Origin of the sequence: Xanthomonas vesicatoria ATCC 35937 (genome assembly GCF_001908725.1) — a bacterium.
Classification (GTDB): Bacteria; Pseudomonadota; Gammaproteobacteria; order Xanthomonadales; family Xanthomonadaceae; genus Xanthomonas; species Xanthomonas vesicatoria.
In genome coordinates this window covers 2,241,329-2,267,138 of sequence record NZ_CP018725.1, presented here as the reverse complement: position 1 = coordinate 2,267,138, position 25,810 = coordinate 2,241,329, and the positions used below count along the sequence as shown (strand labels likewise).

Genomic DNA, 25,810 nt, shown 5'->3' with positions numbered 1-25,810 from the left:
CGCGGCTGTTTTTTTGCGTCTTGAAAGAGGATCACCCACGTGACAACGCACCGTTGGCGGCTGGATGGACAGACCGCCCTCATCACCGGCGCCAGTGCCGGCATCGGTTTGGCCATCGCACGCGAACTGCTCGGCTTCGGCGCGGACCTGCTGATGGTGGCGCGCGATGCCGATGCATTGGCACAGGCACGCGACGAGCTGGCCGAAGAGTTCCCCGAGCGCGAACTGCACGGGCTGGCGGCCGATGTCTCCGACGATGAAGAACGCCGCGCGATCCTGGACTGGGTGGAAGACCACGCCGACGGCCTGCATCTGCTGATCAACAATGCCGGCGGCAACACCACCCGCGCCGCGATCGATTACACCGAAGACGAGTGGCGAGGCATCTTCGAAACCAATGTGTTTTCCGCGTTCGAATTGTCGCGGTATGCGCATCCGTTACTGACCCGGCATGCCGCCTCGGCCATCGTCAACGTGGGGAGCGTGTCGGGTATCACCCATGTGCGTAGCGGCGCGCCCTACGGCATGACCAAGGCCGCGCTGCAGCAGATGACGCGCAACCTGGCGGTGGAATGGGCCGAGGACGGCATCCGCGTCAATGCGGTCGCGCCGTGGTACATCCGCACGCGGCGCACTTCCGGCCCGTTGTCGGATACGGACTACTACGAACAGGTGATCGAGCGCACCCCGATGCGCCGCATCGGCGAGCCCGAAGAAGTCGCCGCAGCCGTGGGCTTTTTGTGCCTGCCTGCGGCCAGCTACATCACCGGCGAATGCATCGCGGTGGATGGCGGGTTTCTGCGTTACGGGTTCTAACCTCACCGGCGCGCGACTGCGGCCACTGTCAGGCGGCTGCGGCCGATGTGGCAACGGCGTGTAAACGAAAAGACGGTTGACCAGAGAAGGCCGCTAATCCGCAACGCGCGCGACCAGAGATCCCTGCGTCGGCATGGATCACACCCCTTCCCCGCCATCGCGGGGAAGGAGCCCGGAGGGTGGATGGGGGCGTCGGTGCTGCGCAGGCGTCACGCGCTCGCCATCGATCAGCTTCCGCACCCAACCGGTGCCAGCCCAAGCACGTACTCGCGTGAAGCCTGTCAGCTCCTTGCGTGCTGTGATGATGGCAGACGTTGGCCGGATGTTGCCGCGAGTGAGGGGAAGTCTTGGCTACTTCTCAAGCAGAAGGCACCCCGCGTTGGCAGGAGCTGCATCACTTCCCCCCGCAGCGCGAGGGAAGGGGACCCAAGGGCGGATGGGGGCCTCGGTGAGGCGAAGGCATGACGCACTTGCCATCGATCGCCCTCCCGCACGCATCACTGCAAAGTCAGTCAGGGCGTGACCGAAGGATTCGCGCAGCGGCTTTCATCCAGCACCCGGCGCATCTGATCGTAGCGCTGCTTGCGTTCGGCCGACTGCGCCTCGTCGGAGAAACGCCAGGTCGCTTCGGCCTGCTCGGCGCGCTTGCGCCAGGCTTCGCACAGGCTCTGGTCCGGCACCGGGGCGCAGCGGTCGGTGACCACTTCGCAGGCGCTGCCGCCACCGGTGGCCGGGCCGCCGGCCAGGTTGGTGGTCTGCATCGGCAAACAGCGCGTGGCCGGTTCGCGGTCTTCGGTGAAGTAGCGGCCATTGTCGTGCGCGGTGCATTCGAACAACAGCGGCGGAGGCAGGGTGGAGGTGGAGCTCGTCGTCGGTGGCGTCGATGCGGCAGCCGGCGCAGTCGGCACGGCAACAGGCGCAGCGGGCGCTGGCTTCGTAGCTGGTGCAGGACGCACTGGCGCAGGTGCAGGCGTGCCGCCCGGTGCGAACGGCACCGCCGCCGGTGCGGTCATCATTTTCTTCTGTTGCTGCATGCCTTTCGGGCACGGCATGTTCTGTACGGTAAGCGCACCGGCGGGATCGGTGCAGCGGTAGATGGCTACGTCCTGGGCATTGACGCCCGATCCCCAGCCCAGCAGCAGCGCCAGCAACAGGGTGCGGCTCATGCGCCGCCGCAGTCGCGTTGCTGGCGCGCTTCGATGCCGCGTTGTTCGCGGCTGAGCTCTTGGCGCTCGCTTTGCAGTGCGCTGTTGTAGCGGCGGATCAGCTCCCAGCGCCGGTCTGCCAGCCGCGCGCAGACTTCCTGCTCGGGCAGGGCATGGCATTCGTCGCGGATCTGCACGTTGCCGTACGGCACGATCACCGTGCCGCCGTAGCCGCCGCCGTGATAACCATCCTGGTAGCCGCCTCCGCTGAAGCTGGCACTGCCGCGGATGCTGCCCCGTCCGGCAGTTCCCTGCGCTGCAATCGCCGGGCGCGGGCTGACCGGGATCGGCGGACGCTGGATGCCGCCGCTGCTGATTGGCGGGCCAGCCGTATTGCCCACATAAGCCGGCCCCCAGGTCGGCACCCAGCGCGGATTGCCTTCCGGGCTGTCGCTGGTATAGCGCTCGCCTTCTTCCGTGGTGCACTCGTACATCGGCTGCGGCGGTTGCACGGTGACGATGCGGACTTCGCGCGATGGCGCAGCGGGAACGGGGGTTGGGGCCTCCACGCGTTGCGGTCGCGGCGGCGGGTCCTGCGGGCGCTGCATGTCCAGCACCTGCTGGCGGCCGCTGCTGCATGGCGCATCCTGCAGAGCCACGGTCCCGGTGCTGCTGACGCAGCGGTAGACCCGCACGTTCGGGTCCGGCTTGGCGGCCGTGCTCGCTGCCCAGGCGGGCAGCGCGCAGGCCAGCAACAACAAGGTTGGAAGAAGGCGCATGTGCCGAGTGTGCGCGCTTGGCGGCTGCGCAGCAAAGTGCGTAGACGCGCGCTGCTCAGGCCCGACTGCGGGCAAGCTGGCGGGCCGATGGAATCTGCGTCCGGAGCGGCGAGGTCGCCGGTCGGCACGTGCTGGGTAAGGGTGCTGGGTAAGGGTGCCTGTTTGGGCTGGCGCTGGACCTGGAGCACGGAGCGTGCCGGACGATGGTTTGAACGCGTCTTTGCCACGACATCGCATGGGTGCGAGCGATCTGCATGGTGTCGGTCGTATCGCAGGCGCCGGCGGCCCGCTTGCTGCGGTGCCGGAGGCCGCCCGCATGTCGCACGGTCAGTCGCGCAGACTCTGGCCGGTGCGTGCGTCGCGGATCGGGGTGGGCTGCGCCAGCCCACCGACATCGCCCGCCAGCACGCCATCGATGGTCGCCAGCAATGCCGGGTCCAGCGCCTCGCGGCTGCGTGCCGGTGGCTCGCCGGCCAGGTTGGCGCTGGTCGACACCAGTGGTGCCCCCCAGGCTGCGCACAGTGCCACCACGAGCGGGTGCGCGCTGATGCGTACGGCCAGCCCATCGTGCGTACCGGTGACCCAGCGCGGCGCGCGTGAGGTGACCGGCAGGATCCAGGTATGCGGGCCAGGCCAGCTCGCCAGCACTTCATCCCGGCGCGCCGGTTCCAGCGCGTCGATGTCGACCCAACCGCGCAGCACCTCGATGCCTGACGCCACTACGATCACACCCTTGTCCACCGGGCGCCGCTTGATTTCCAGCAGCCGCAGCACGGCGGATTCCTGTGCCGGATCGCAGCCCAGCCCCCAGACCGCTTCGGTCGGGTAGGCGATCACGCCGCCCTTTCGCAGGGTGGCGACGGCGCTGTCCAGGCTCAGCGTGTGATCCATGCGCTGCCTCAGCCCGCCTTGCTCACGCTTTTCTTGACCACGCGCTTGGCCGCTTTCTTGGCCGCAGTCTTCTTGGCCGGCGCTTTCTTCGCAGCGGTCTTGGTGGCCGCTTTCTTCACCGCAGTTTTCTTGGCTGCCGCGTCTTTCGCCGCGGCGTCCTTGGCCTCCTTGGCCGAATCCTTCACTGCATTCTTCTTGAGCGTGGCCTTCTTGGCACCGAAGCCCTTGCGCACCGGCTTGCCGGTGTCGGCCAGCAGTTGCTGCACTTCCTCGAAGCTCAGCGACGCCGGCTCGCGGTCCTTGGGGATCTTGCCATTGAGCTTGCCATCGCTGATATACGGGCCGAATCGGCCGTTGAGCACCTGGATGTCGCTGCCGTCGAATTCCTTGATGACGCGGTTGCGCGCGATCTCTTCCTTCTCTTCGATCAGGAACACCGCCCGCGCCAGATCGATGGTGTACGGATCGTCCTCTTTCTTCAGCGACGCGTACACGCTGCCGCGGCGCGCGAACGGGCCGAAGCGGCCGATGCCGACGCTGACGTCTTGATCCTTGTCCTGTCCCAGCGCGCGCGGCATCTTGAACAGCTCCAGTGCATCTTCGATCGAGATCGAATAAATGCTCTGGCCCGGACGCAGCGAGGCGAAGGTGGGCTTTTCTTCGTCTTCCACGGTGCCGATCTGCACCATCGGCCCGAACCGTCCGATGCGTGCGCTCACTTCCTTGCCGCTGACCGGGTCGGTGCCCAGCACGCGCACGCTGCCGGCGTCGGTCTTGTCCAGCGAATCCTTCTTGTCCTCGACCAGTTCCTTGAACGGGCCCCAGAACTTCTCCATCAACGGGATCCACTCTTCCTCGCCCCGCGAGACCGCATCCAGGTCGTCTTCGAGCTTGGCGGTGAAGTCGTAATCCACGTAGCGGGTGAAATGTCCGGACAGGAACTTGGACACCGCACGGCCCACGTCAGTGGGACGGAAGCTGCGGCCTTCCATTTCCACGTACTTGCGGAACTGCAGGGTCTGGATGATCGAGGCGTAGGTGGACGGACGGCCGATGCCGTATTCCTCCAGCGCCTTGACCAGCGCCGCTTCGGTGAAACGCGGCGGCGGCTGGGTGAAATGCTGATCGGTGACGATGCGGTCCAGCGGAATGTTGTCGCCGGCCTTCATCAGCGGCAGCTTGCGGCCTTCATCCTCGTCCTCGCTGCTCTTGGTGTCCTTGCCTTCTTCATAGACGGCCAAAAAGCCCGGCACCACCACGGTGGTGCCGCTGGCGCGGAACACATGCTCGCTGCCGGCCGACAGATCCACGCTGACGGTATTGAGCGTTGCCGGAATCATCTGGCAGGCCACGGCACGGCGCCAGATCAATTCGTACAGGCGGCGCTCGTCCTCGGACAAAAAGCGCGCCACCTGCGCCGGCGTGCGCAATGCGGAGGTCGGACGCACCGCTTCGTGGGCTTCCTGCGCGTTCTTGGATTTGGTGGTGTAGGCGTTGGGCTGATCCGGCAGCGACGCGGTGCCGAAATCGCGCGCGATCACGTCGCGGATTTCCGACAACGCGTCCTGCGACAGGTTCACCGAGTCGGTACGCATATAGCTGATCAGGCCGACCGAGCCTTCGTCGCCGAGTGCCACGCCTTCGTACAGTTTCTGAGCCACCTGCATGGTCTTGCGCGTGGTGAAGCCGAGCTTGCGCGAGGCTTCCTGCTGCAGCGTGGAGGTGGTGAACGGCGGGGCGGGGCGACGCTTGCGCTCCTTGCTGGCCACGTCGGTGACATGCAGCACGCCTTGCGCGGCCTGCTGGATGCGCAGCCGCGCCGCCTCGGCGGTGTCGCCATCGGTGACGGTGAACTGCTCGAACTTCTGCCCGTCCAGCTTGATCAGGCGTGCGTTGAACGGCTGCGACGGATGCCGGCAATGCGCATCGATCGACCAGTACTCGCGCGCAATGAAGGCTTCGATCTCTTCTTCGCGCTCGACGATCATGCGCAGCGCCGGCGACTGCACGCGGCCGGCCGACAGCCCGCGCTGCACCTTGCGCCACAGCACCGGCGACAGGTTGAAGCCCACCAGATAGTCCAGCGCGCGCCGCGCCTGCTGCGCGTCCACCAGATCGGCGGCGATCGCGCGCGGCTTGAGCATGGCTTCCTTGATCGCGCGGGGCGTGATCTCGGTGAACACCACACGCTGCATCGTCTTGTCTTTCAGCAGGCCGCGCTCTTTCAGGATCTCGGCGATGTGCCAGCTGATCGCCTCGCCCTCGCGGTCCGGGTCGGTCGCCAGATAGATGTCGTCGGCGCCCTTGGCGGCACGGGCGATGGCTTCGACATGCTTCTCGTTTTTCTCGATCAGGTCGTAGCGCATCGCAAAGCCGTTGTCCGGGTCGACCGCGCCCTCCTTGGGGACGAGATCACGCACGTGCCCATACGAGGCCAGGACGGTGAAGTCCTTGCCGAGGTATTTATTGATCGTCTTGGCCTTGGCAGGCGATTCGACGATGAGCAGGTGCTTGGGCATGGTGGCAAATTCTTGGGGCGGAGCCCGGGGGGCGGGTAGCGTGGCCTAATTGGCCGGTCGAGGGAAGCAGATCGGCCGTTTCCCACACGTTAACGCCCAGGAATGCTCCCGGGCGTTCAGTTGTCTTATTAGAAAGATCACGGCGGACGCCGCCGTGTCAAGCGGCCGGCGCCGCAAATGCCTAGCTCTGGCTCATTCCGATGGCAGCCAGCATGATCACCGCGACCACGATCGACAGCACCAGGATCACCCCATAGATGGCCAGCACCACGATCGATACCGTGTCCAGACCGCGCGATTGCAGCTCGGGACGGTCGGTGAAGGCCCAACGGTCCACCACCAAGGTGTCGCAGATCTTGTCGTGCGGGGTCTGCTTGCGTTGCGACATGCCGGCCATGAAGGCCGCCACCACTGCGCCGATGCCCAGCGTGAGGACGCTGATCAGCATATAGGCCAGATAGCGCAGCACATTGCGCCAGAACCCGACCCGCGCCCCGTTGCTGTCTGCCTTCACCACCTTGATGCCGCAGGCGAGCTTGCCCAGGCTGGCCTGAAGCCGGCTGGACTGCATCCAGGCGAAGTACAGTGTCGGGATGGCCAGGCCGATGCCGTATGACATCACCACCAGGGCGATGCCCATCGCGCTGCCGTCGTCCAGGGCCGAACCGGAATCGCCTCGCGTGGTCGCCAGTGCCACGACAAACACCAGAGGGATCACGATCAGATACACCGCGAAGGTGGTGATCAGGCTGTCCAGGATGCTGGCTGCCACGCGTCGCCAGAGGCCCGCATAGACCACCGGCGCGTCGTGGATGACGGCGTCGGCAGAAGGCGATGCGCCTACTGGGGTCTCCCAGGCGGCGGTCAACGGTGCCGTAGCCGGGGCTGAGGGCGCCTGGGTCGCAGCAGCTGTCGACGCCGGCATGGGTGTCGGTGCGGCAGCGCCCACAGTGCCCGGCGTGCCGGACCACGAGTCGGTGTCTTCGGGTGCAACCGGTGTTGAGGGAGCAGATGGACCGGCCGGTGCGTACTCAGCCTCGCCCAGCGGGTGGTCAGCGATGTCCGCGCGCGCGCTGGTCAGGGGGGCGGCCCCCGAGGTCGCGCCGTAGGGAGTGTGAGACGGCACGGTCAGCGCATCCGCACCGCTGGCGGCAGGCTGGGCCTGTCCCGACCAAGCATGCGACGGCAACTCGGCAACCGGTGCCAAATCCCCGGGTACGGTAGCTGCGGGCAGTGCAGTCGCCTGCGCAACCTCAGCGTGTTCCGGCATAGGCGCATCGGCGGCTGTCGGCGGCAATGCTGGTGCCAGCGTGTCCATGCCCAGTTCGGACGCGACCTCGCTCAAGGTCACCCACTGCGGCAGACCTTCGCGCCATACCAGGCTGGTGCGGTCGATGATGCCCTGCGACAGGCGCGCGGCAAGCGTGTCCGTATCGACCGGCCCCTGGCGTTGCCGCTGTGCGTCGGCGTAATACCACTGCGTCATGATGTCCCCTTGGCTGATGCGTTGTGCATGCAGCGACCTGTCAGCCGCGGCAATCCTGCGGAAGTTCGGTGTCGTCGATCTCGGAACTGCATTGCCAGGTGCCGGCCTCGGCATCCAGTTCCAGCCACAGTGCCTTGCCGTCGATCTTGGGCGAGCCCGGCGCATGCAGCAGGGCCTCGACGCCGCAGGCGCTGGTATCGAAGCGGCCGATCTGCACGCTGGTCAGGACGCCAGTTGCGTAGTGCTCGGGCGTCTGGAAGCCGGCGTCCCCATTCTCGGGGCAGCGGCCTTCGCGTGAGAGAAAGTCGGCGATCTGCGGCTTCAGCGGCGCCAATGCGGCAACCGCCTCGGTGACCTTGGCGCGGGTCTGATAGTCCTTGTACGCCGGCACTGCGATCGCCGCGAGGACGCCGATCGCGGCCACGACCACAAACAGGCCGGCTACTGCGCCAAGCACCAACAACAATGGCCAGGTCGGCCCTTTGGCCGCTTGGCGCAAGTGCGGTGCCACAGGGCTGGCCGGCTGGGCGCCCGGTGCAGCCACCGCTAATGGCGGCGGGACTGCAGCAGAGTGCAGATCGGTGGAAATTGGAGGGCCGAGCGCGTCGGCGCAGGCGGACAGCGGCAGCCACTGGTCCAGGCCCTCGCGCCACACCAGTGTGTCCAGCGCGATCTCCTGATCGCGATACAAACCCAGCATGACCGCATCGGTCACCGGGCCACGCCGCTGGCTGTTGCCCTCGGCGTAATACCAACTGCTCATCCCCGTCCCCTCGCACGCACGTCCGTGGCGGCTTCAGCCCTCAGTGTACGGGTTCAGGCTCGTCCAGGAACATCTGGGTTTCCATCCAGGCATAGGCCGCTTCTGCGCCCGGCTGGTTGAACAACACCATCAGTACCACCCATTTCAGGTCGTCCAGATCCAGTTCGTCCTGATCCAGCGCCATGGCGCGGTCCAGCACCAACTCGCGCTGGTCGGCATCGAGAATGCGGTGCTGCTCGAGGAACAGCAGAAATCCACGGCAGTCGACATCGAGCTTGTCCAGCTCCGGGCCGTGATAGATACGCACGGGGCCATCGACATGCGGGCGCGCCACACTTGGGCGCTGCTCGGAGAGCGCGTCCAGCCAGTCGAAGGCCTTGCTGATTTCTGCGGGACTGAAGCCGGCCTGGATCAGGCCATTTTGAAGCGAGTCACGGTCACGGACCAGGTCCGCATCTTCGCTGAAATAATGTTCAAACAGGTACAGCAGTACATCGAGAATGCTCTCTTTCATTGCCCCTCGGCCTGCGTCGCGCGACGCTGTGGAGGTGAAGAAACTAGGGATTGCGGGTATAGCGACCGTGCTCGGTGACCACGTCTCCCTCCAGTTCCATGATCAGCAGCATGGAGGACAGCGCGGCGGCCGTCAATCCGGTGCGTTCAACCAGGGAATCCATAGGGGTTGGGTCGTGGCCCAGCGCCTGCCACAAGCGCTGGTAGTCGGGGTCCGGGCGCGTGGAAGTGATGGCGCGCGTCGTCCTGGGCACCTGAGTGGGGGCGGCCAGGCGCTCGCGCAAGGCGTTGGCCAATTCACCCGACAGCAGTTGCAGCCCCTCGATGACCTGGGCCGGTTCCTGCGCCAGCGTCGCTCCCTGGCGGATCAGGTGGTGGCAGCCGCGCGCGAGGGGGTTATGCAGCGAACCGGGCAGCGCGAATACTTCCCGGCCGGCCTCGGCCGCCAGGCGCGCGGTGATCAGCGCGCCCGAGCGCATCGCCGCTTCGACCACCAGGGTGCCCAGCGCCAGCCCGGCAATGATCCGGTTGCGGGCCGGGAAATGTGCAGCCACCGGACCAGTGCCGGGCAGATATTCGCTCACCACCGCGCCACGTGCGGCGATGCGATCGCGCAATGCCCGGTGATGCGCGGGGTAGGCCAGGTCGGCCCCGGTGCCCACCACCGCCACCGTGATGCCATCCGGCTGGGCAAGTGCGGCTTCGTGCGCGATCGCGTCCACGCCGGCGGCCATCCCGCTGACGATGCCCAGCCCTGCAGTTACCAGGCTTGAGGCGAAGGCGCGGGTGTGATCGCGTCCGCCAGCGGTGGCGGAGCGGCTGCCGACCACGGCCACGCCTGGATGCCACAGTGCATTGGGGTCGCCGTCCACGAACAGCGCCAGCGGCGGGTTGACGATATGGCGCAGCAGCGCCGGGTAGTCCGGCTCGTGCCAGCCGATCAGATGGTGACCGGGCTGTTCGCACCAGCGCAGCGCGGCATCCAGCGTTTGCGGGTCGGGCGACTGCAGCCGTTCCGATTGCAGCTCGTCGCAGCCTGCCGCGCGCCAGGCGCCGGGCCCGGCAGCCAGGATGTCGGACAGGTTGGCGTGGGCGCTTATCAGCGCGCGCCGGGGCGGGCTACGGCCGCCAGCCAGCAGCAACATCAGCAATGCGCGCAGATCGGAAGAGGTGGAAGCCATGCGTACAGCCTGGGCCGCAAACGACGACGGCGCCCTCAGGCGCCGTCGCGTTAGACCATCGGAATTTCCGATTACTGCGCGTCAGGATGCTTGACGAAGTAGCCCAGGCCGGTCGGCTTGACGCTTTCCATCACCAGCGCATAGCTGACCTTGTCGAAGGTGCGGAACACCATCGCATGCGAGGCATATTCATCGGGCAGGCCGACAGTGGAGCCGGACGGGCCGCTGAAATCGTCATCGGTCCGCGAGAAGCGCGAATGCTTCACGCGGTCGCTGACAGTGCGGCCCTTGCGCCAGATCGAGAACACCGTGCCGTTGTTGATGCCTTCCCGCGCGCCGCCGGAAATGGCAATCACGTCGCGGGTACCGCCAACGATGAAGGCGTCGGAAATGGCCAGCACGCGCAGTTCGGTCTGCAACGCCTGTTCGGACGGCGGATGCGGGATGAACTGCAGATCGTACGGCTGCGCTTCCACTGCCACGATCCGGTCGCCGGCGCGCACTTCGCGGCCGCTGTCCTGCAGCAGCAAGGTCGCCGCCTTGGAGTTGCCGCCTGCCGCGCTGCGGGTGATGGTGCCGACGTTGACCTGCGCCAGCTCATAACCGAGGAACTCGCGGCGCTTGCTCGGCGCGATGAAGTTCTTCCAGATGTTGCCGGAGCCGGCGGTGATGTTGCCCGCCATGTCCAGGTCTTCGTTGTGCTTGGGCAGGCTGAACTTCACGGTCGGACGAACCACCGCAAAGCGCTGGCCCGGCTGCGCGTTTTCCAGGCCGACCACGTAAGCGACCTGGCCGGTGGTGGCGCGCGTGCGGCCGCCTTCCAGGCCCACCACGTAGGGCAGTTGATCGAAGTCGTCGACCACGCGCAGGTTCTTCAGGAACGGCTCGACGTCGGCCAGCGGAATGGCGTTGATCGGTGCTTCCTGGCGCGGGCCGGGCTGGATGGTGCCTTTGCCGACGCGATCCAGATAGGCCAGGCTGATCACGTCACCTGGATAGATCAGGTGCGGATTCTGGATCTGCGGATTGGCCTGCCAGATTTCCGGCCACAGCCATGGTTTTTGCAGGAAACGCCCGGCGATGTCCCACAAGGTATCGCCCTTGCGGACCACATAGGTCTCTGGATGCTCGCCCACCGCTTGCGCGGCAGCGTAGGTCGCGACGGTCAGCATCGCCGCAGCGACGACCGTACGAAGTCGGTTCAACATGAGTGCCTTCTTGCCTGATTCCCCAACAGGTCCGCGCACTATAGTCCAGAAACCGGGGCGCCACGCAAGCATTGCGCTAGAATGACACCGTCTTGCCGGCGCTGCGCCGGTGTTCCCAGACGGGTAACCCCATGGCTTTGCTCCCTATTCTCGAATTTCCCGATCCGCGGCTGCGCACCAAGGCCGTGCCGGTCGACGCGACCGAGGTCACCAGCCCGGCGTTCCAGACGCTGCTGGACGACATGTTCCAGACCATGTACGAGGCGCCCGGCATCGGCCTGGCCGCCAGTCAGGTGGACGTGCACAAACGCTTCATGGTCATCGACGTCAGCGAGGAAAAAAATGCCCCGCAGGTGTTCATCAATCCGGAGATTGTCACCCGGCAGGGCGAGCAGGTGTACCAGGAAGGCTGCCTGTCGGTGCCGGGCATCTTTGCCGATGTCAGCCGTGCCGATGCCATTGCCGTGCGCTATCTCGACCGTCAGGGGCAGGCCCACGAGCTGAGCACCGAGGGTCTGCTGGCGGTGTGCATCCAGCACGAAATGGACCACCTGGACGGCAAGCTGTTCGTGGATTACCTGTCCCCGCTCAAGCGCGAAATGGTGCGCAAGAAGCTGGCCAAAATGCGCAAACATGTGGCTTGAGGGCCGGGATTGGGGAGTTGTGATTCGGGAGTGGCAAGAGCGGGTTCTTGCTGGTCGTTGAGTCTGCTGTTTCAAATCTTCGGGCGCGGATCCTGGTGTGATCTGTTGCTTGGCGTGAGTCGTCGAGTCGCCATTGTTCCGGTCCGCGTGCGCAGAGCCTTGAGACTCGGGATTCGTGGTTGGATAAGCCGCTGCCCGTCGCGGCGATCGAATCGCCGTTTGCAACTCCCGCTTCCCACCGCGCCTATTGATGCTGGGCAATGCTGCTTTCGGCGCCGGTCGTCAACCCTGCCCGCACCACTGTCCACCCCATCTGTCGGTTCCACGCCCCCGCCGTCCCGGCTAGCACATCCGCCGTTGCCAATCCCCAATCCCTACTCCCAAATCCCAGCCCTATGAGAATTGTCTTCGCCGGTACGCCGGACTTCGCTGTCGCCTCGTTGCGCGCTGCCGCGCAGCGGCATGAAGTGGTGGCGGTCTACACCCAGCCGGATCGTCCAGCCGGCCGAGGCCGCGGGCTGACGCCGTCGCCGGTGAAGCTGGAGGCGATTGCGCGCGGCATTCCTGTCTACCAGCCGCAGACGCTGCGCTCGCCCGAGGCCCTGGCCACGCTGCGCGGGCTCAATGCCGACCTGATGGTGGTGGTGGCCTATGGGCTGATCCTGCCCAAGGCGGTGCTGGCCGCGCCGACTTACGGCTGCTGGAATGTGCATGCCTCGTTGCTGCCGCGCTGGCGCGGCGCCGCGCCGATTCAGCGTGCGATCGAGGCCGGCGATGCCGAAACCGGCGTGTGCCTGATGCAGATGGAAGCCGGCCTGGACACCGGCCCGGTGCTGTTGTCGCAACGCATCGAGATCGGCGAGCAGGAAACCGGCGGCCAGTTGCACGACCGGCTGGCCGCGCTGGGCGCGCAGGTGCTGTCCGATGGCCTGGGCCTGCTGCGCGCCGGCATCCGCCCGGTGGCGCAACCGCAGCCGGCAGAGGGCGTGACTTACGCGCACAAGTTGGACAAGGCGCAGGCACGGCTGGACTGGGCGCAGCCTGCGCAGGAATTGGCGCGGCGCGTGCGTGCGTTCAATCCGTGGCCAGTGGCCGAAGCCACGCTGGCCGGCGAGCGGGTGCGTCTGCATGGCGCGGTTGCGCTCGATCTGGCCCATCAACAGCCCGCAGGCACCTTATTGGCGGCCAGCAAGCAGGGCATCGACATCGCTTGCGGGCAGGGCGCGCTGCGGGTGCGCGTGCTGCAGCGTGAGGGCGGCAAGGCGATCACCGCTGCCGATTACCTCAACGCGCGTCGCGACCTGCCGGCGCTGCGCTGATGGCCGCCGATACGGCGGTGGCCGGCGTCGCCTCGCGGCTGGCAGCCGCACACGTACTCACGGCCGTGTTCGACCAGGGGCGTTCGCTGAAGGCCGAACTGGCTGCTGCGCTGCCTGGCATTGCCGACCCACGCGATCGCGCGCTGGTAGAGGCGATCTGTTTTGCGGTGCTACGGCGTCGCCCGGCGTATGACGTGGCCTTGCGGCAATGGATGGAACGCCCGTTGCCGCCCCGCGATGCCGAACTCAAGGCATTGCTGATGGCCGGTTTTGCCCAGCTCGACGTGCTGCAACTGCCTGCGCACGCGGCGTTGTCGGCCACGGTGGAGGCATGCCGTGCACTGGGCCGGCCGCGTCAGGCCGGTATGGTCAACGCGATCCTGCGGCGTGCGCAGCGCGAAGGGTTTCCGGCGGTGTCGGATGATGCGGGTTGGCCGTCGTGGTTGCGCAAGCAACTGCGCGCCGACTGGGGCGAGCAGGCCGAAGCGATCTTCGTCGCAAGCGCGCAGATGGCGCCGATGTGGCTGCGCGTGCATCGCGGGCGCACCGATCCAGCCGCTTATGTGGCGCGCCTGGAAGAGGCGGGCATCTCCGCACAGACCGACACGGTGCTGCCTGATGCGTTGCGGTTGCAGAGTGCGGTGCCGGTCAGCCAGTTGCCCGGCTTTGCGCAGGGCGATGTCTCGGTGCAGGACGCTCTGCGCAGCAAGTGGCCGATGCGCTGACGCTGGCGCCTGCGGCGCGGGTGCTCGATGCTTGCGCGGCGCCCGGTGGCAAGGCGGCGCATCTGCTGGAGCGCTACCCGCAGGTGCAGCTGACCGCGCTGGATGTGGATGCGCGCCGGCTGGAGCGCGTGCAGCAGACGTTGCAGCGCACTGTGCCGAACGCGCAGGTTGGGTTGCATGCGGCCGATGCTGCAGACCTCGCCGCCTGGTGGGACGGCCAGCCGTTCGATGCGGTGTTGCTGGATGCGCCGTGTTCGGCGACCGGCGTGGTGCGTCGTCAGCCCGATGTGCTGCTGCACCGCCGTGCCGACGACATCGCTGCGCTGTGCGCGTTGCAGGCGCGGCTGCTGGATGCGAGCTGGCGCACGCTGCGTCCGGGCGGCCAGCTGCTCTACACCACCTGCTCGCTGCTGGCGCGCGAAAATCAGGCCCAGGTCGAGGCCTTCCTGCAACGCACGCCCGATGCGCAGGCGCAGCCGCTGGGTGCGGCCTTCGGCCATGTGGCCGGCCCGGGACGTCAGCGCTTTCCCGGCGAGCAGCACTGCGACGGTTTCTTCTACGCGCTTTTGCTAAAAGCCTCCTGATCGCGCGCCGCTAGCGGTGCTCCCTTCTCGCGTCACAGTGCCGTTCGCCATGCTCAAGACCCGTGCCTCAAAGGATTTCTGGTTGCTTGCCATCACCGCGCTGTTGGTGATCGGCGCCGGGCTGGGCCTGCGTGACCCCTGGCCGTCGGACGAGCCGCGCTTTGCGCTGGTCGCCAAGCAGATGGTGCTGAGCGGCGACTGGCTATTCCCGCACCGCGGCAACGAGTTGTATTCGGACAAGCCGCCGATGCTGATGTGGCTGCAGGCGCTGTTCTACACGCTACTGGGCAACTGGCGGGTGGCATTCTTGCTGCCGTCGTTGCTGGCGGCGCTGGGCACGCTGGCCTGCGTGTACGACCTGGGTCGACGGCTGTGGACTCGGCGGGTGGGGGCGTATGCCGCGTGGATGCTGTTGTTCACCCTGCACTTCACCTTTCAGGCCAAGAAGGCGCAGATCGACCCGTTGGTGGTGTTCTGGATCACCCTGGCCAATTACGGGCTGCTGCGGCATCTGTTGCTGGGCCCGGCCTGGCGGTGGTGGACGCTGGGCTGGTTTGCCGCCGGGTTGGGCGTGATCACCAAAGGCGTAGGCATCATCGCGCTGCTGATGCTGATTCCGGCCGGCATCGCCGCCGCACGCGGTTGGCCGGGTGTGCGCGTGCATGTGCGCGACCGTCGCTTCTGGCTTGGGCCGCTGTTCTTCTTCGTTGCGATCGCCTTGTGGTTCGTGCCGATGATGGTCACCGCGCTCACCGCGGGCCAGCCCGAATACCGCGTGTACCTCAACGACATCCTGCTGCGCCAGACCGCCAAGCGCTACGCCAATTCCTGGGATCACGCACAGCCAATCTGGTACCACCTGCAGAGCATGGCCACGATGTGGATGCCGACCATCCTGCTGCTGCCATGGGCGATTCCTGCGTGGCGGCGGCGGTTGCGCCGGCGTGATGCGCGCTATCTGCTGCCGTTGGCATGGTGGCTGCTGGTGCTGGTGTTTTTCACCATCCCCAGCGGCAAGCGCGATGTCTACATCCTGCCGGCGCTGCCGATGTTCTGCCTGGCGCTGGCGCCGTTGGTCGCGGGCCTGCTGCGCCGGGCCGGGGTGCAGCGGGTGCTGTTCGGCTTTGCGCTGCTGCTGGCCGTGGCCTTCGCCGCAGGCGGCACAGCAATGCTGATCGGGCACCCCGGCTTCGAGCAGAAGATCATGGACAGCCGCGGCGTCGGTAGCGAAGCCACCGACCCGCTGGGCTGGCTGCTGCTGGCAGTGGGCACGTGGGGTGTAGCCAGCCTGCTGCTGTCGCGTGTACGCCGCTCCGCGCTTGCGGTGGTGTCGCTGCTGGGCGCGTGGTGGGTGGCGTTCGGGCTGGTCTGCTACCCGATTTTCAACGATTCCAGTTCGGCCGGCGCGGTGATGCGCGAGGCCGGGCGCCGTATCGGCCCGGATGCCCAGCTCGGCCTGGTGGCGTGGAAGGAGCAGAACCTGCTGATGGCCGACCGCCCGGCGCAGACCTTCGGCTTCAAGGTGCCGTGGGAAGAACAGCTGCGACGTGGCGTGGCCTGGCAGGCTGGGCAACCGGGCCAGCGGTGGCTGATGGCGCAGGAGACCGCGCTGCTGGGCTGTGTGGACCGCAGCCGCAGCCAGCTGGTCGGTGTGGCCAACCGACGTCGCTGGTGGCTGGTGCCGGGCGACGCGGTGCACGGCGACTGCGTTGCCAGCTCCACGGAGAAGGCGGTCGAAGAAAAGGAACAGGGCAACCTGGACGTCGAATGAGCCCTTCACGTGCGCAGTTCAGGTCCTGCCGGCAGCACGCCACTGCCGCGGCTGGCGATTGTCTAGCAGTCATTCATGCAGGACATCGTTAGCTTGGCCGGCGTCGCTGACGCGCCGTGCCTGTCCTGCCCCCCTTCGCCACCGATCTTTCGATGAATTCATTGCGCACCCAGCCCGCTTCGCTCCCGCAGTCTGCATCCGTCGCATCGCGCGCGGGCGTGGGCATTGCCGAGTTGGGCGTGTTCATGCTGACCGCGCTGGTGGTCAGCATGCCCAGCGGGCTGGCGCCGTTTGGCCTGTGCCTGTTGCTTGGCTCGCTGATCGGCTGGCGCAGCTTGCGTGCCGGCATCGCGGCGCGCAGTGACGCATTGCGCGTGGTGGGATGGCTGACGGTCGCGGTGATCGCGATGTCGCTGCTGTCGATTGCCTTGTTCGAGCACGGCCTGCGTGATGTGGGTAACCGGTCGCGCTTTCTGGTGATGCCGTGGGCGGCGCTGTGGGCCTATGCCTTGCAGCCGCGCCAGGTCTGGTTATGGCGGGGTGCGTTGACTGGTGTATGTGCGGCCATGTTGATCGCACTGCTGCAGGTGATGAATGGTGCCGACCGCGCGGAAGGCTTTACCAATGCGATTGTCTTCGCCGATATCGCGATGATGTTGCTGGTGGTCGTGGCGTTCTGCCGGCCAAACGGCGGCGTGCGCTGGTTGGTCGGCGCGGCGGTCGCCACGTTGGTGGTGATCGTGCTGAGCGGCAGCCGGGGCGTGTGGCTGGCGTTGCTCGCGACCGTCGGCGTGCTGGCCTGGGGCGCGCCGTGGCATAGCGCACGCCTCCGGCTGCTGACCTTCGTTGGCGGCGCGGTGCTGGCGGTAGGCGTGGTCGCCAGCGTGCCTGCATTGACCGACCAGATGCGCCTGGGCGAGTTGCAGAGCGATCTGCAGCGCTACGAAGTGGGCGACAGCGATTCGTCCGCCGGTGCCCGTATCGAACGCCTGCATGTGGCTTGGGATACCGTGCGTGCGCATCCGTTGACCGGTGTCGGCGTCGGTCGATTCGATGATGCGATGCACGAGTTGCCAGTGTGCGCCGCAGATAACACGCTGTTTCGCTGTCATCTGGGCCACGCGCACAACGACCTGGCCGAATGGGCCGCCACCCAGGGCGTGCCCGGGCTGTTGCTGCTGCTTGCGGTCTATGGCGTGCCGCTGTGGGTGTTTGTGCGCTTGCATCGGCGCAGCGGGCAGGTGCAGTTCCGCGGGCCTGCGGCGGCTGGGGTGATGATCGTGATCAGCTATGCGCTGTGCGGGTTGACCCAATCGATGTTTGCGCACCAGGTGTCGGCGAGCTTCTATTCGGCGATGGTGGGTGTCCTGGTGGGGCTGGCCGCGCGTCAGGCGCAGCCGGCGATGTCGAAGGCTGTCGGCAACGCGTCGTGAGCGGTGATGGATCGGTTTCGCGGGTTGCGAACCCGATGGCCAACAGTGGCCAATCGCCTTTGTGAACCTTCGCGCATCTGGTTGTATGTGCGAGCGATCCACGTGCGAGACGGAATGCCGCATCGGCCATGCCGGTCGCGCTGGCGATGAACGCACTCAAGCGCGACGCTTAGTCGCTGCGCTGTTCCGCGGCGCGCGGCGGGTCCTGCACCGGCTGGTTGTGCTGCAGCAGCCACAGCATGATGGTCTTCTGGCGCACGTAGTTGGCGCGCACGTAGGCGTAGATCAACCCGTGCCAGCCATCGCGAAACCCGCCGCGCAGCAGATAGCCGCGCCAGAAACGCCACGCCGGCGCCAACACCAGCTTGCTCCAGGTCGCGCGCTTGCCGCGGGCGTAGTCGTGCTCGGCCATCATCTGCGCGTAGCGCTGGGTTTTGGCCAGTTGCTGCATCAGCGAGCGGTAGGGGTAGTGGATCAGGTCCCCGCGCAAGGTGACAACGGCACCATCGACGCTAGCCGCCTCATGGATCTCGCGCTTGCCGCGCCAGCCGCCGCGGCGGCGGTCGAACAGGCGCAGCACGCGGTCTGGATACGCATTGCCATGGCGCAGGAAGCGTCCAAAATACTCGGAGAGCCGCGCAAAACGGTAGCCGGCCGCGTCGGCAAAGCCGGCATCGCGCGCGGCCAGGATTGCCGCACGCAAGCTCTCGCTGATGCGCTCGTCCGCATCCAGGCACAGCACCCAGTCGTGGTGGGCCTGCTCGACGCAATACGCTTTCTGGCTGCGGTAGCCGTCGAAGGCGCGGTGCAGCACGCGCGCGCCGTGTGCGCTAGCGATGGCGGCGGTGGCGTCGGTGGAACCGGAGTCCACCACCACGATCTCATCGCAGAACGCCAGCGAGGTCAGACAGTCGCGTAGGCGATCTGCCTCGTTGAACGCGATAATGCACGCGCTGATGCGAGGCCGTTCGTCGGGTACGGTCGAAGAGGACATGTGATGGCCGATTACCTGCTGTTCGCAACGGAGCGTTACGCGTTGCCTATTCTGGCGCCATTGGCGCAGGCATTACAGGCCCGTGGCGACACCGTTGCCGCCTGGTACGAAGGGGGTGCGCGGGGGATGGAGCTACCGGGCGTGCGCCAAGTGGGGCTGCGCGAGGCGTTGGCCCTGCGTCCGCGTGCGGTGTTCAGTGCGGCCAACTGGGTGCCGCCATTTATCTCCGGCGCCAAAGTGCAGCTCTTTCACGGCTTCAACGTGCAAAAGCGCGAGGACAATCGCGGCCACTTTCGTGTGCGCGGCTTGTTCGATCTGTATTGCACGCAAGGCCCGGCCACCACTACGCCGTTTCGTGCGCTGGCCGCGCACGAAGGCCATTTTGCGGTAGTGGAAACCGGCTGGCCCAAGCTCGATCCGGTGTTCCGCGATGACGGCGGGCACAGCGCCGCACTGCGTGCGCCCGCCAATGCGCGGCCGGTGATCCTGTTCGGTTCCACCTTTACCGAGCGTTTAAGCGCGGCACCTGCGCTGTACGAGGAGATCGCCGCCGATATCGCGCGCGGTGCGCACTACTGGCTGCTCACCCTGCATCCCAAATGCGCGCCGGAATTGTTCGACCGCTATCGCGCGCTGGCCGGTGCCAACGCGCGGTTTGTCGAGCCCGAAGAGGTCGTGGCCGCGCAGCGTGCGGCCGATGTGCTGGTCTCGGACACCTCATCGATCGTCTCCGAGTTCGTGGTGCAGCACAAACCGGTGGTGACCTTCCGCAACCGCGTGCCGCAGCCGCATATGCTCGACTTTCAGCAGCCGGCGCAGCTCCCGCAGCAGCTGGCGCGCGCGCTGGCACCGGATGCCGAACTACGCAATGCGCTGACCAGTTATGCCGATGCGATCCATCCGTATCGGGATGGGCAGTCGTCGGAGCGGGTGATTGCCGCCACTGAGGACTTCATCGCCGGCAAGCTTGGCACGCTGCGACGCAAGCCGCTGGGTGCGCTATGGCGCGGGCTACAGATCCGGCGCGAACTCGGCTATTGGGGACCGGCGCAGCATTGACGGCCGTCTGAGCGATCTTTTCTGCCGATTAGCGACGCTGGACCAGTCACCAGTCACCAGCGCAGCTTGCGCCGTGCCAGCGCGGCGCCTAGTTGCGTTTGCAGTGCCTGCGCCTGCGCTAACGGCACAAAGCGCAGGCGCAGGGCCGGGCCGGTGGTGCTGGCGCCAGCGGTGTCCAGCCACAGCGTGGCAGTGCCGGTGAGGCGATCCAGCGGCGAGCGTTGCAGCTGCAGCGCCTGGAGCTTGTCCAGTTCGGCCAGCCGCCACCAGCGCTTCCACCAGCCGCCGCGCACCGCGACATAGCGCGCATCCACCGCGTACCCCATGCGCTGCACCTGGCGATGCGCCTTGAAGGCGCTCCACGGCAGCCACAGCAGCAACCATGCAGCCTGGCTGCCGAACTGCCACGCCAACCCGGCCACCAGCGGCAGCAACATCAGCAGTGTCGGCAGGCTCAGCCGCCACCAGCAATGTGTGGCGATCGCCTGCCACTGCGCCGGCGGCCAGGCAATGTCCGGCAGCAGGCGCTGCAGTAAGGCATCGCAACGCTGCGGCTCGGCGATCGGCGCCAGCTCCTTCAATGCGCTGTCATGGTTATCGCCGGCGCTGGCCACGGCGGTGTCCACGCGCAGCTGGCGGCGACCGAACAGCCGATGCAGCCGACTTTCGTACACCGTCCACGATTGGATGCGCCGCAGCGCCACGCTGCTGCGGATACGCGTCAGCAGGCCCCGCTCCACGGTGAGGCGCCGCTCCGACTCGCTGAGGTGAAAGCCATGGTATTGCGCGACGGCCAGGGCCACGGACAGCGCGCGCATGGCCAGCAGCACCGCCACGGCGGCGATTGCCACCAGGATCGTGGTCACCGCCGCGCCCGGGTGGACCTGGCTAACGTAGCGGTATGCCAGCTCGCCATTGGTCTCGATAAAGCTGGACGCCACGCGGCGCGGAATCATCTGATAGATCACACCGAAACTGGCGGCCACCACCACCATGCCGCGGTTGGAAATCAGGCCCAGCCGGATCACTTCGCCCAGCGGCAGGCGCAGCAAGGTGGTGCGGTCGTCGGCCAGCACCACCGCTACATCGCTGTGGGCTGCATCGACGTGGTGGGCGCGGCGCCGTATCAGATCTTCCAGCGCCAGGGCTTGATCCAGCCGCAGTACGCGCATTTCCGCTTCGGGCTTGTGCCCGCCTGCCGACTCCAGCCGCACTTCCGCCACGCCGGCCAGCCGATGCAACAGCGATTGATGCACTACCACGTTGTGGATCCGCGCGAACGGAATATCGCGCCGGCTGCGTTCCAGTAGGCCGCTGCGGATCGCCACACTGTCTTGCCCGATGCGATAGCGATAGGTGAAGTAACGCAGCACCGAAATCGCCACCAGCACGGCGATCACCACGGCGGTGGCGATGTGGTCGGCGAAATCGCGGCTGCCGTCGCGGCTGCCGAACACGGCCAGGGCGACCAACGGGATCAGGAACTGGCGGATCTGCTGCAGCAGTACAAACACCCACGACAGCGGATGCAGGCGCTGCTCGTTGTCGGTGGGGTGTTCGATGGCGCTCACAGCGCGTCGTCGTGGTGATCGAGCTGGCGGGCGAGGCGGTCGCGCAGATGCTCGGCATCGGCCTGGTCCAGCCCGGACAGCGCCACCGCATTGAGCCGGCTGCCGGCGGTGTGCACCACCAGCGTGGTCAGGTGCGTGGCGCGTTCGATCGGGCCGCGACGTAGATCCACGTGCTGCACGCGCGAGATCGGCACCCGGGTATCGCTCTGCCACAGATGCCCACGTTGCAGCGCCAGGCCGTGCTGGTCGAGTTTCCACAGCGTGAGCCGGTGTCGTTTGACTGCCAGCCATGCGCACAGCATCGCCATCGACAACGTCATCCCCAGCACTGCCGGCCAGTAGGTCCAGGCATGCAGCACGGTGACGGTGACACCGGCCGCAATCAGGCCGGCACAGCCACCGCCGAGTGCGCCGTTGACCGCCGCCACGTAGGCGCCCCGGCGTGGCAACTGCTGCCAGTGCGCATGGTCCACGGGCGGGGTCTCGGCAGGCGCGGCGCTGACCAGGATGTCGGGGTGCGGCGGTGGAGCGTCGTGCACGAGGCGGGCCTGCAGAAGCGGTGCGCAAGCATAGCCGGGTGCCCGGTCGGGGCGCATCCGCTGTGGGCTTGGGTTGCGAGGAACTGGGTTGATGGCTGACAGGCGGCGCTGCAGTGCTCGGGCGACTACGTTCTTTAAGGCGACGTCTTGGCGATCGAGCCCGCACGTTACGTGGTCGAAGATGGTCTTCTCGCCGCGCACGGTTGCGTCACGCATCGGGACGCCAGAGCGGTTTCCACACCGATGGCGCGCCGCGCTGGCGATCAAATACCCAACCTTGACCAGGCAGACGCCAGCAGTGGCAAATACCCGGCGTCGATGGCGGATGCGTCGCGGCCGGCACACACCGCGTGCGCGCCGGCCGCGCCGATCAGGCAGCCCTGCTGTGCGCGCTTACTGCGCAGCCAGGATCAGTGCATCGACATCCAATGCATGGCCGGCGCGTGCGGCCTTGGTGCGCAGATAGTGCTCGTTTTCAGGGGTGATATCGCCGGTGACCGGGATGCGGTCTTCCACCGCAATGCCTGCGGCGCGCAGGCGTTCGGCCTTGGCCGGGTTGTTGGTCAACAGGCGGATGCGGCCGATGCCCAAGCCGCGCAACATCGCCACCGCGCTGCCGTAGCGGCGCTCGTCCGGGCCGAAGCCCAGCTGCGCATCGGCATCGATGGTGTCCAGACCCGCATGCTGGTAGCCGTAGGCGCGCATCTTGGCGGCGATGCCCGTGCCGCGGCCTTCCTGGTCCAGATACAGCAGCACGCCGCCACCCAACTCCTTCAACTTGGCCAGGCCGTGCCGCAGCTGGTCGCCGCAGTCGCACTTGAGCGAGCCGAACAGGTCGCCGGTGAGGCACGAGGAATGCACGCGCACCGGCACCGCAGCCGACAGGTCGGGTTGGCCGACCACGATCGCCACCTGGTCGCGCTGCGCCACGCCACCGCGGAACACCACAAATTCGCTCATGCCCAGGCCGCGCAACGGCACCGGCGTGCGCGTGACCAGCTCAAAGCCGGCCGCGGCCGATTTGGCGCATCCACTGCTCAGGTCGTCCAGGCTCAACGACTGGCATCCGGCGAAGGCGGCATGCGCGTGCACGTCGTGCAGGTCCACGGCCAGCAGCGCTGGCAGCAGCAATCCCAGCCGCGCGATCTCCACCCCGCCGGCATCCAGCGCATCACCGGCCGCCCAGTGCGCCGGCACCGGGGTGTCGCGCAGATAGGCCAATGCGGCAAGCTGGTCGTAGCTGTAGTCGGCCAGGGCCACGCGTGCGCCCTCTGGCGCAGTCAGCCCCAAGACCTGTGCGCGGGTCGGCGTCACGAACAGATAGTGGCGGCCCTGCGCCGCACGGGCGAACGCGGCATACGACTGCGCCGTGCTGCTGTCCAACGCCAACACCGCACGCGCCTGCCCGTCGGCGGCAGTCAGCAGCACCGGCCGGCCGGCGCGCAACTCGGACGCGGCGCGCTCGCAGCGGATCGCCGCCGGATCGCCGAAGGCCTGTGCGCTGGGGGAGGGGACGGGGCTACTCATGCACGACTCCAGATGGGGATTGCCACGGCCGCTTCAAGGCGGACGCCGCCGCGCCAGCGCCGGCCGCATGCCGCCATTGTCGCGTGGTTCGCAACTGCCGGCTGCCACCATCGGGTGGAACGCTGCATCCAGTGGCTGCGATTGAGTGACAGCGCAGGTGCCGATTGGTTGTGCGCCGCTCGCGTTGTTCAGCGCCCGGCAATGCTTTCTAATTCGACGACCCCCCAGCTCAGCGGATCCCATGCGCCTTATCGACTGCAGTGAGTCGCGTCACGCCAGCGCAATCCTGGACATCTTCAACGAGGCCATCGCCAACTCGACCGCGTTGTACGACTACCGGCCACGTCTGCCGGAGAGCATGGTCGGCTGGTTCGCGGCCAAGCGTGCGGGCGGATTCCCCGTGATCGGTGTCGAAGATGCCGATGGCACGCTGATGGGCTTTGCCAGTTACGGCACCTTTCGCGCCTGGCCGGCGTTCAAGTACAGCGTCGAGCATGCGATCTATGTGCACCAGGACCATCGCGGCAAAGGCCTGGGGCGCGTGCTGTTGCAGGCGCTGATCGCTGCGGCCGAGGAGCGTGGTGTACATGTGCTGGTCGGTGGCATCGACGCCAGCAACCAGGCCAGCATCGCGCTGCACCAACAGTTCGGCTTCACCCATGCCGGCACCGTGCGCGAGGCCGGTTTCAAGTTCGGGCGCTGGCTGGACCTGGCGTTCTATCAGCGCATTCTGGCGACGCCTTCAGACCCGCACGACGACTGATGCCCCGCCCCGGCTGCCGCGCGCGATCAGGCCGGCGCGGCACCGGGATCAATGCGGATGCCGCTCGGTGGCGTACGGGTTGGCCTCGCCGCTGCCGGGCGGGCGCAGGGTATAGCGCTTGTAGGTCCACTGGTACTGCGCTGGATCGCGCCGGGCAATCTGCTCGATGCCGGCATTGAGCGCGCTGGCCGCGCGGACCGGGTCGGGGTCGGCCACTGCCGGGTCGGCCGGTTGCACGTGCAAGGCAAACTGCAGATCCTCGCCGGCGCGTTCGCACCAGCCATACAGCACGGTGGCGCCGGTGCGCTCGGCCAGTCGGTTGACCAGGGTCATGGTCAAGGCCGGGATGCCGAAGAACGGCGCAAACACGCCGTCGCCCATCTTCGGCTGCTGGTCGGGCAGGATGCCGACCGCGCCGCCGTCCTTGAGCACCTTGAACAACTGTCGCACCGCCGGGCCTTCGGCACGCACCTGGCGCACGTTGTCGCCGCCGCGCGCCAGCTGCAGGAACCCGTCCACCGCCTCCGACTCGGGCGGCCGGTACACGATGGCGATCGGCCCGCGCTCGGACAGCCACTGGTTGAGCAGCTCCCAGTTGCCGAAGTGCGGCGCCGCCACGATCACCCCGCGCCCGGACGCCAGCGCCGCGTCATAGAGCTCCTGGCCGTTGCGTTTGAGGCGCGCCAGGTTTTCCGCCGGCGGGCGGGTCCAGGTGCGCAGCACTTCCAGGGTCTGGCGTGCGGTCGATTGCAGGATCTGCGCGTGCAGCTGCGTGCGCTGGGCGGCCGGCAACTCGGGGTAGGCCAGTTCCAGGTTACGGCGCGCCACGCGCGCCTCGCGCGCGTTGAGCTTGCGCCAGCTCCAGGCCAGCGCATCGGCCATGCGTTTGAGCAGCGGCCACGGCAGCCGGCCCACGGTGGCGGCGGTGGCATAGAGCAATCTGGCGCGGACATCGGGTTTCATCCGCACAATTCTAAACAGCGCAGCCGGCGAAGGCCCGCGCGTGACAGTGCCGGTAGCGCTGGGCATGCTGCGCGGCACAGTTTGCTGCCCGAGAAGGCCGATGCTTGCACTGATCCAACGCGTTACCCGGGCCTCGGTCAGTGTCGATGGCGGTGTGGTTGGGCAAATCGGCCCCGGGCTGCTGGCGCTGATCGGCGTGGAGCCAGGCGATAGCGAAGCCCATATCCGCCGCTTGGCCGAGCGCCTGCTCAGCTACCGGGTGTTCGGCGACGACGCCGGCAAGATGAATCGCTCACTTACCGACACCGGCGGCGGCCTGCTGCTGGTCAGCCAGTTCACGCTCGCGGCAGACACCAATTCCGGCAACCGGCCGGGCTTCAGCACCGCCGCGCCGCCGCAGGAGGCTGAACGGGCGTTCAATCAATTGGTGGCGATTTGCCGCGAAAAACATCAGGCCGGGGTAGAAACCGGGCGCTTCGGTGCCCATATGGTTGTCGACCTGGTCAATGACGGCCCGGTGACCTTCCTTCTCAGACCCTAGCCAGCGCAGTTCTACCAGCGGTCCCGTCTTGATTCCGGCAGACCGGGCTTCACACTGGTATAATGCTAGGTTCTCT

The 25,810-nt window shown here is 67.0% G+C and carries 22 protein-coding genes and 1 pseudogene; 9 read left to right on the top strand and 14 right to left on the bottom strand.

What is annotated here, in order from left to right; genetic code table 11:
• Positions 1 to 39 precede the first annotated feature (39 nt).
• The gene (locus BJD12_RS09920; protein WP_005987988.1) at positions 40 to 816 is read left to right on the top strand and encodes an SDR family oxidoreductase; all 777 of its coding nucleotides are present in this window, start codon (positions 40 to 42) and stop codon (positions 814 to 816) included.
• Positions 817 to 1,328: 512 nt separating this feature from the next.
• Here BJD12_RS09920 and BJD12_RS09915 read toward each other — a convergent pair.
• From BJD12_RS09915 to BJD12_RS09875, 9 genes are all read right to left on the bottom strand, one after another.
• Complete coding sequence (locus BJD12_RS09915) at positions 1,329 to 1,982, bottom strand: hypothetical protein (RefSeq protein ID WP_005987991.1); 654 nt, start codon at positions 1,980 to 1,982, stop codon at positions 1,329 to 1,331.
• Positions 1,979 to 2,740, bottom strand: a complete 762-nt coding sequence (locus tag BJD12_RS09910) for a hypothetical protein (RefSeq protein WP_042827576.1) — start codon at positions 2,738 to 2,740, stop codon at positions 1,979 to 1,981. Before BJD12_RS09910 ends, BJD12_RS09915 begins: the two co-directional genes overlap by 4 nt.
• A gap of 327 nt (positions 2,741 to 3,067) precedes the next feature.
• Positions 3,068 to 3,631, bottom strand: coding sequence for an L-threonylcarbamoyladenylate synthase type 1 TsaC (gene tsaC / locus BJD12_RS09905; protein WP_005987994.1), 564 nt, complete (start codon positions 3,629 to 3,631; stop codon positions 3,068 to 3,070).
• A gap of 8 nt (positions 3,632 to 3,639) precedes the next feature.
• Entirely contained in the window at positions 3,640 to 6,150 is a 2,511-nt protein-coding gene (locus BJD12_RS09900) for a DNA topoisomerase I (RefSeq protein WP_005987997.1), read from the bottom strand.
• A 181-nt stretch (positions 6,151 to 6,331) separates the two neighbouring features.
• Positions 6,332 to 7,636 (bottom strand): RDD family protein, encoded by a 1,305-nt coding sequence (locus BJD12_RS09895; RefSeq protein ID WP_005987998.1) that lies wholly within the window; start codon positions 7,634 to 7,636, stop codon positions 6,332 to 6,334.
• 40 nt (positions 7,637 to 7,676) lie between these two features.
• Positions 7,677 to 8,399: a pilin gene (locus tag BJD12_RS09890; protein WP_005988001.1), complete on the bottom strand. Its 723-nt coding sequence runs from the start codon at positions 8,397 to 8,399 to the stop codon at positions 7,677 to 7,679.
• Between the two features lie 40 nt (positions 8,400 to 8,439).
• The gene (locus tag BJD12_RS09885) at positions 8,440 to 8,913 is read right to left on the bottom strand and encodes a DUF494 family protein (protein WP_003484452.1); all 474 of its coding nucleotides are present in this window, start codon (positions 8,911 to 8,913) and stop codon (positions 8,440 to 8,442) included.
• 43 nt (positions 8,914 to 8,956) lie between these two features.
• Positions 8,957 to 10,093 carry a DNA-processing protein DprA gene (dprA, locus tag BJD12_RS09880; protein WP_005988003.1) on the bottom strand — a complete coding sequence of 379 codons (1,137 nt, stop codon included), beginning with the start codon at positions 10,091 to 10,093 and terminating at the stop codon, positions 8,957 to 8,959.
• A 71-nt stretch (positions 10,094 to 10,164) separates the two neighbouring features.
• Positions 10,165 to 11,301: a LysM peptidoglycan-binding domain-containing protein gene (locus tag BJD12_RS09875; RefSeq protein ID WP_042827577.1), complete on the bottom strand. Its 1,137-nt coding sequence runs from the start codon at positions 11,299 to 11,301 to the stop codon at positions 10,165 to 10,167.
• A gap of 131 nt (positions 11,302 to 11,432) precedes the next feature.
• On the opposite strand from BJD12_RS09875, the gene def reads away from it, so the two are divergent.
• The 5 genes and pseudogenes from def (at position 11,433) to BJD12_RS09850 (ending at position 17,777) form a co-directional block, all read left to right on the top strand.
• The gene (gene def, locus BJD12_RS09870) at positions 11,433 to 11,945 is read left to right on the top strand and encodes a peptide deformylase (protein ID WP_005988006.1); all 513 of its coding nucleotides are present in this window, start codon (positions 11,433 to 11,435) and stop codon (positions 11,943 to 11,945) included.
• 395 nt (positions 11,946 to 12,340) lie between these two features.
• Positions 12,341 to 13,264, top strand: coding sequence for a methionyl-tRNA formyltransferase (fmt, locus tag BJD12_RS09865; protein ID WP_005988008.1), 924 nt, complete (start codon positions 12,341 to 12,343; stop codon positions 13,262 to 13,264).
• Positions 13,264 to 14,573: pseudogene (gene rsmB, locus BJD12_RS09860) on the top strand (16S rRNA (cytosine(967)-C(5))-methyltransferase RsmB). Before fmt ends, rsmB begins: the two are co-directional and overlap by 1 nt.
• Before the next feature lie 49 nt (positions 14,574 to 14,622).
• Positions 14,623 to 16,344, top strand: a complete 1,722-nt coding sequence (locus BJD12_RS09855; protein WP_005988014.1) for an ArnT family glycosyltransferase — start codon at positions 14,623 to 14,625, stop codon at positions 16,342 to 16,344.
• Positions 16,345 to 16,496: 152 nt separating this feature from the next.
• The gene (locus BJD12_RS09850; RefSeq protein WP_005988016.1) at positions 16,497 to 17,777 is read left to right on the top strand and encodes an O-antigen ligase family protein; all 1,281 of its coding nucleotides are present in this window, start codon (positions 16,497 to 16,499) and stop codon (positions 17,775 to 17,777) included.
• 169 nt (positions 17,778 to 17,946) lie between these two features.
• Here the strand turns inward: BJD12_RS09850 and BJD12_RS09845 are convergent, their stop codons facing one another.
• Entirely contained in the window at positions 17,947 to 18,771 is an 825-nt protein-coding gene (locus BJD12_RS09845) for a glycosyltransferase family 2 protein (RefSeq protein WP_005988018.1), read from the bottom strand.
• Here BJD12_RS09845 and BJD12_RS09840 point away from each other — a divergent pair, their 5' ends adjacent.
• Positions 18,772 to 19,830: a CDP-glycerol glycerophosphotransferase family protein gene (locus BJD12_RS09840; protein ID WP_074052561.1), complete on the top strand. Its 1,059-nt coding sequence runs from the start codon at positions 18,772 to 18,774 to the stop codon at positions 19,828 to 19,830.
• A 53-nt stretch (positions 19,831 to 19,883) separates the two neighbouring features.
• Here the strand turns inward: BJD12_RS09840 and BJD12_RS09835 are convergent, their stop codons facing one another.
• The 3 genes from BJD12_RS09835 to ribA form a co-directional block, all read right to left on the bottom strand.
• Complete coding sequence (locus BJD12_RS09835; protein ID WP_005988022.1) at positions 19,884 to 21,401, bottom strand: PH domain-containing protein; 1,518 nt, start codon at positions 21,399 to 21,401, stop codon at positions 19,884 to 19,886.
• Positions 21,398 to 21,874: a PH domain-containing protein gene (locus BJD12_RS09830; protein ID WP_039423829.1), complete on the bottom strand. Its 477-nt coding sequence runs from the start codon at positions 21,872 to 21,874 to the stop codon at positions 21,398 to 21,400. Before BJD12_RS09830 ends, BJD12_RS09835 begins: the two co-directional genes overlap by 4 nt.
• A gap of 459 nt (positions 21,875 to 22,333) precedes the next feature.
• Positions 22,334 to 23,467 (bottom strand): GTP cyclohydrolase II RibA, encoded by a 1,134-nt coding sequence (gene ribA / locus BJD12_RS09825; RefSeq protein ID WP_005988027.1) that lies wholly within the window; start codon positions 23,465 to 23,467, stop codon positions 22,334 to 22,336.
• 241 nt (positions 23,468 to 23,708) lie between these two features.
• Here ribA and BJD12_RS09820 point away from each other — a divergent pair, with 241 nt between their 5' ends.
• A complete protein-coding gene (locus BJD12_RS09820) occupies positions 23,709 to 24,230 on the top strand; it encodes a GNAT family N-acetyltransferase (protein ID WP_005988029.1) in 522 nt (173 codons plus the stop codon).
• A 48-nt stretch (positions 24,231 to 24,278) separates the two neighbouring features.
• On the opposite strand, the gene BJD12_RS09815 is transcribed toward BJD12_RS09820, so the two are convergent.
• Positions 24,279 to 25,295 (bottom strand): lauroyl acyltransferase, encoded by a 1,017-nt coding sequence (locus BJD12_RS09815; RefSeq protein ID WP_172797423.1) that lies wholly within the window; start codon positions 25,293 to 25,295, stop codon positions 24,279 to 24,281.
• On the opposite strand from BJD12_RS09815, the gene dtd reads away from it, so the two are divergent.
• On the top strand, positions 25,294 to 25,734 hold the full coding sequence (gene dtd, locus BJD12_RS09810; RefSeq protein ID WP_005988033.1) for a D-aminoacyl-tRNA deacylase: 441 nt from the start codon (positions 25,294 to 25,296) through the stop codon (positions 25,732 to 25,734). The two genes, BJD12_RS09815 and dtd, sit on opposite strands and share 2 nt — an antisense overlap.
• Positions 25,735 to 25,810: the final 76 nt, after the last annotated feature.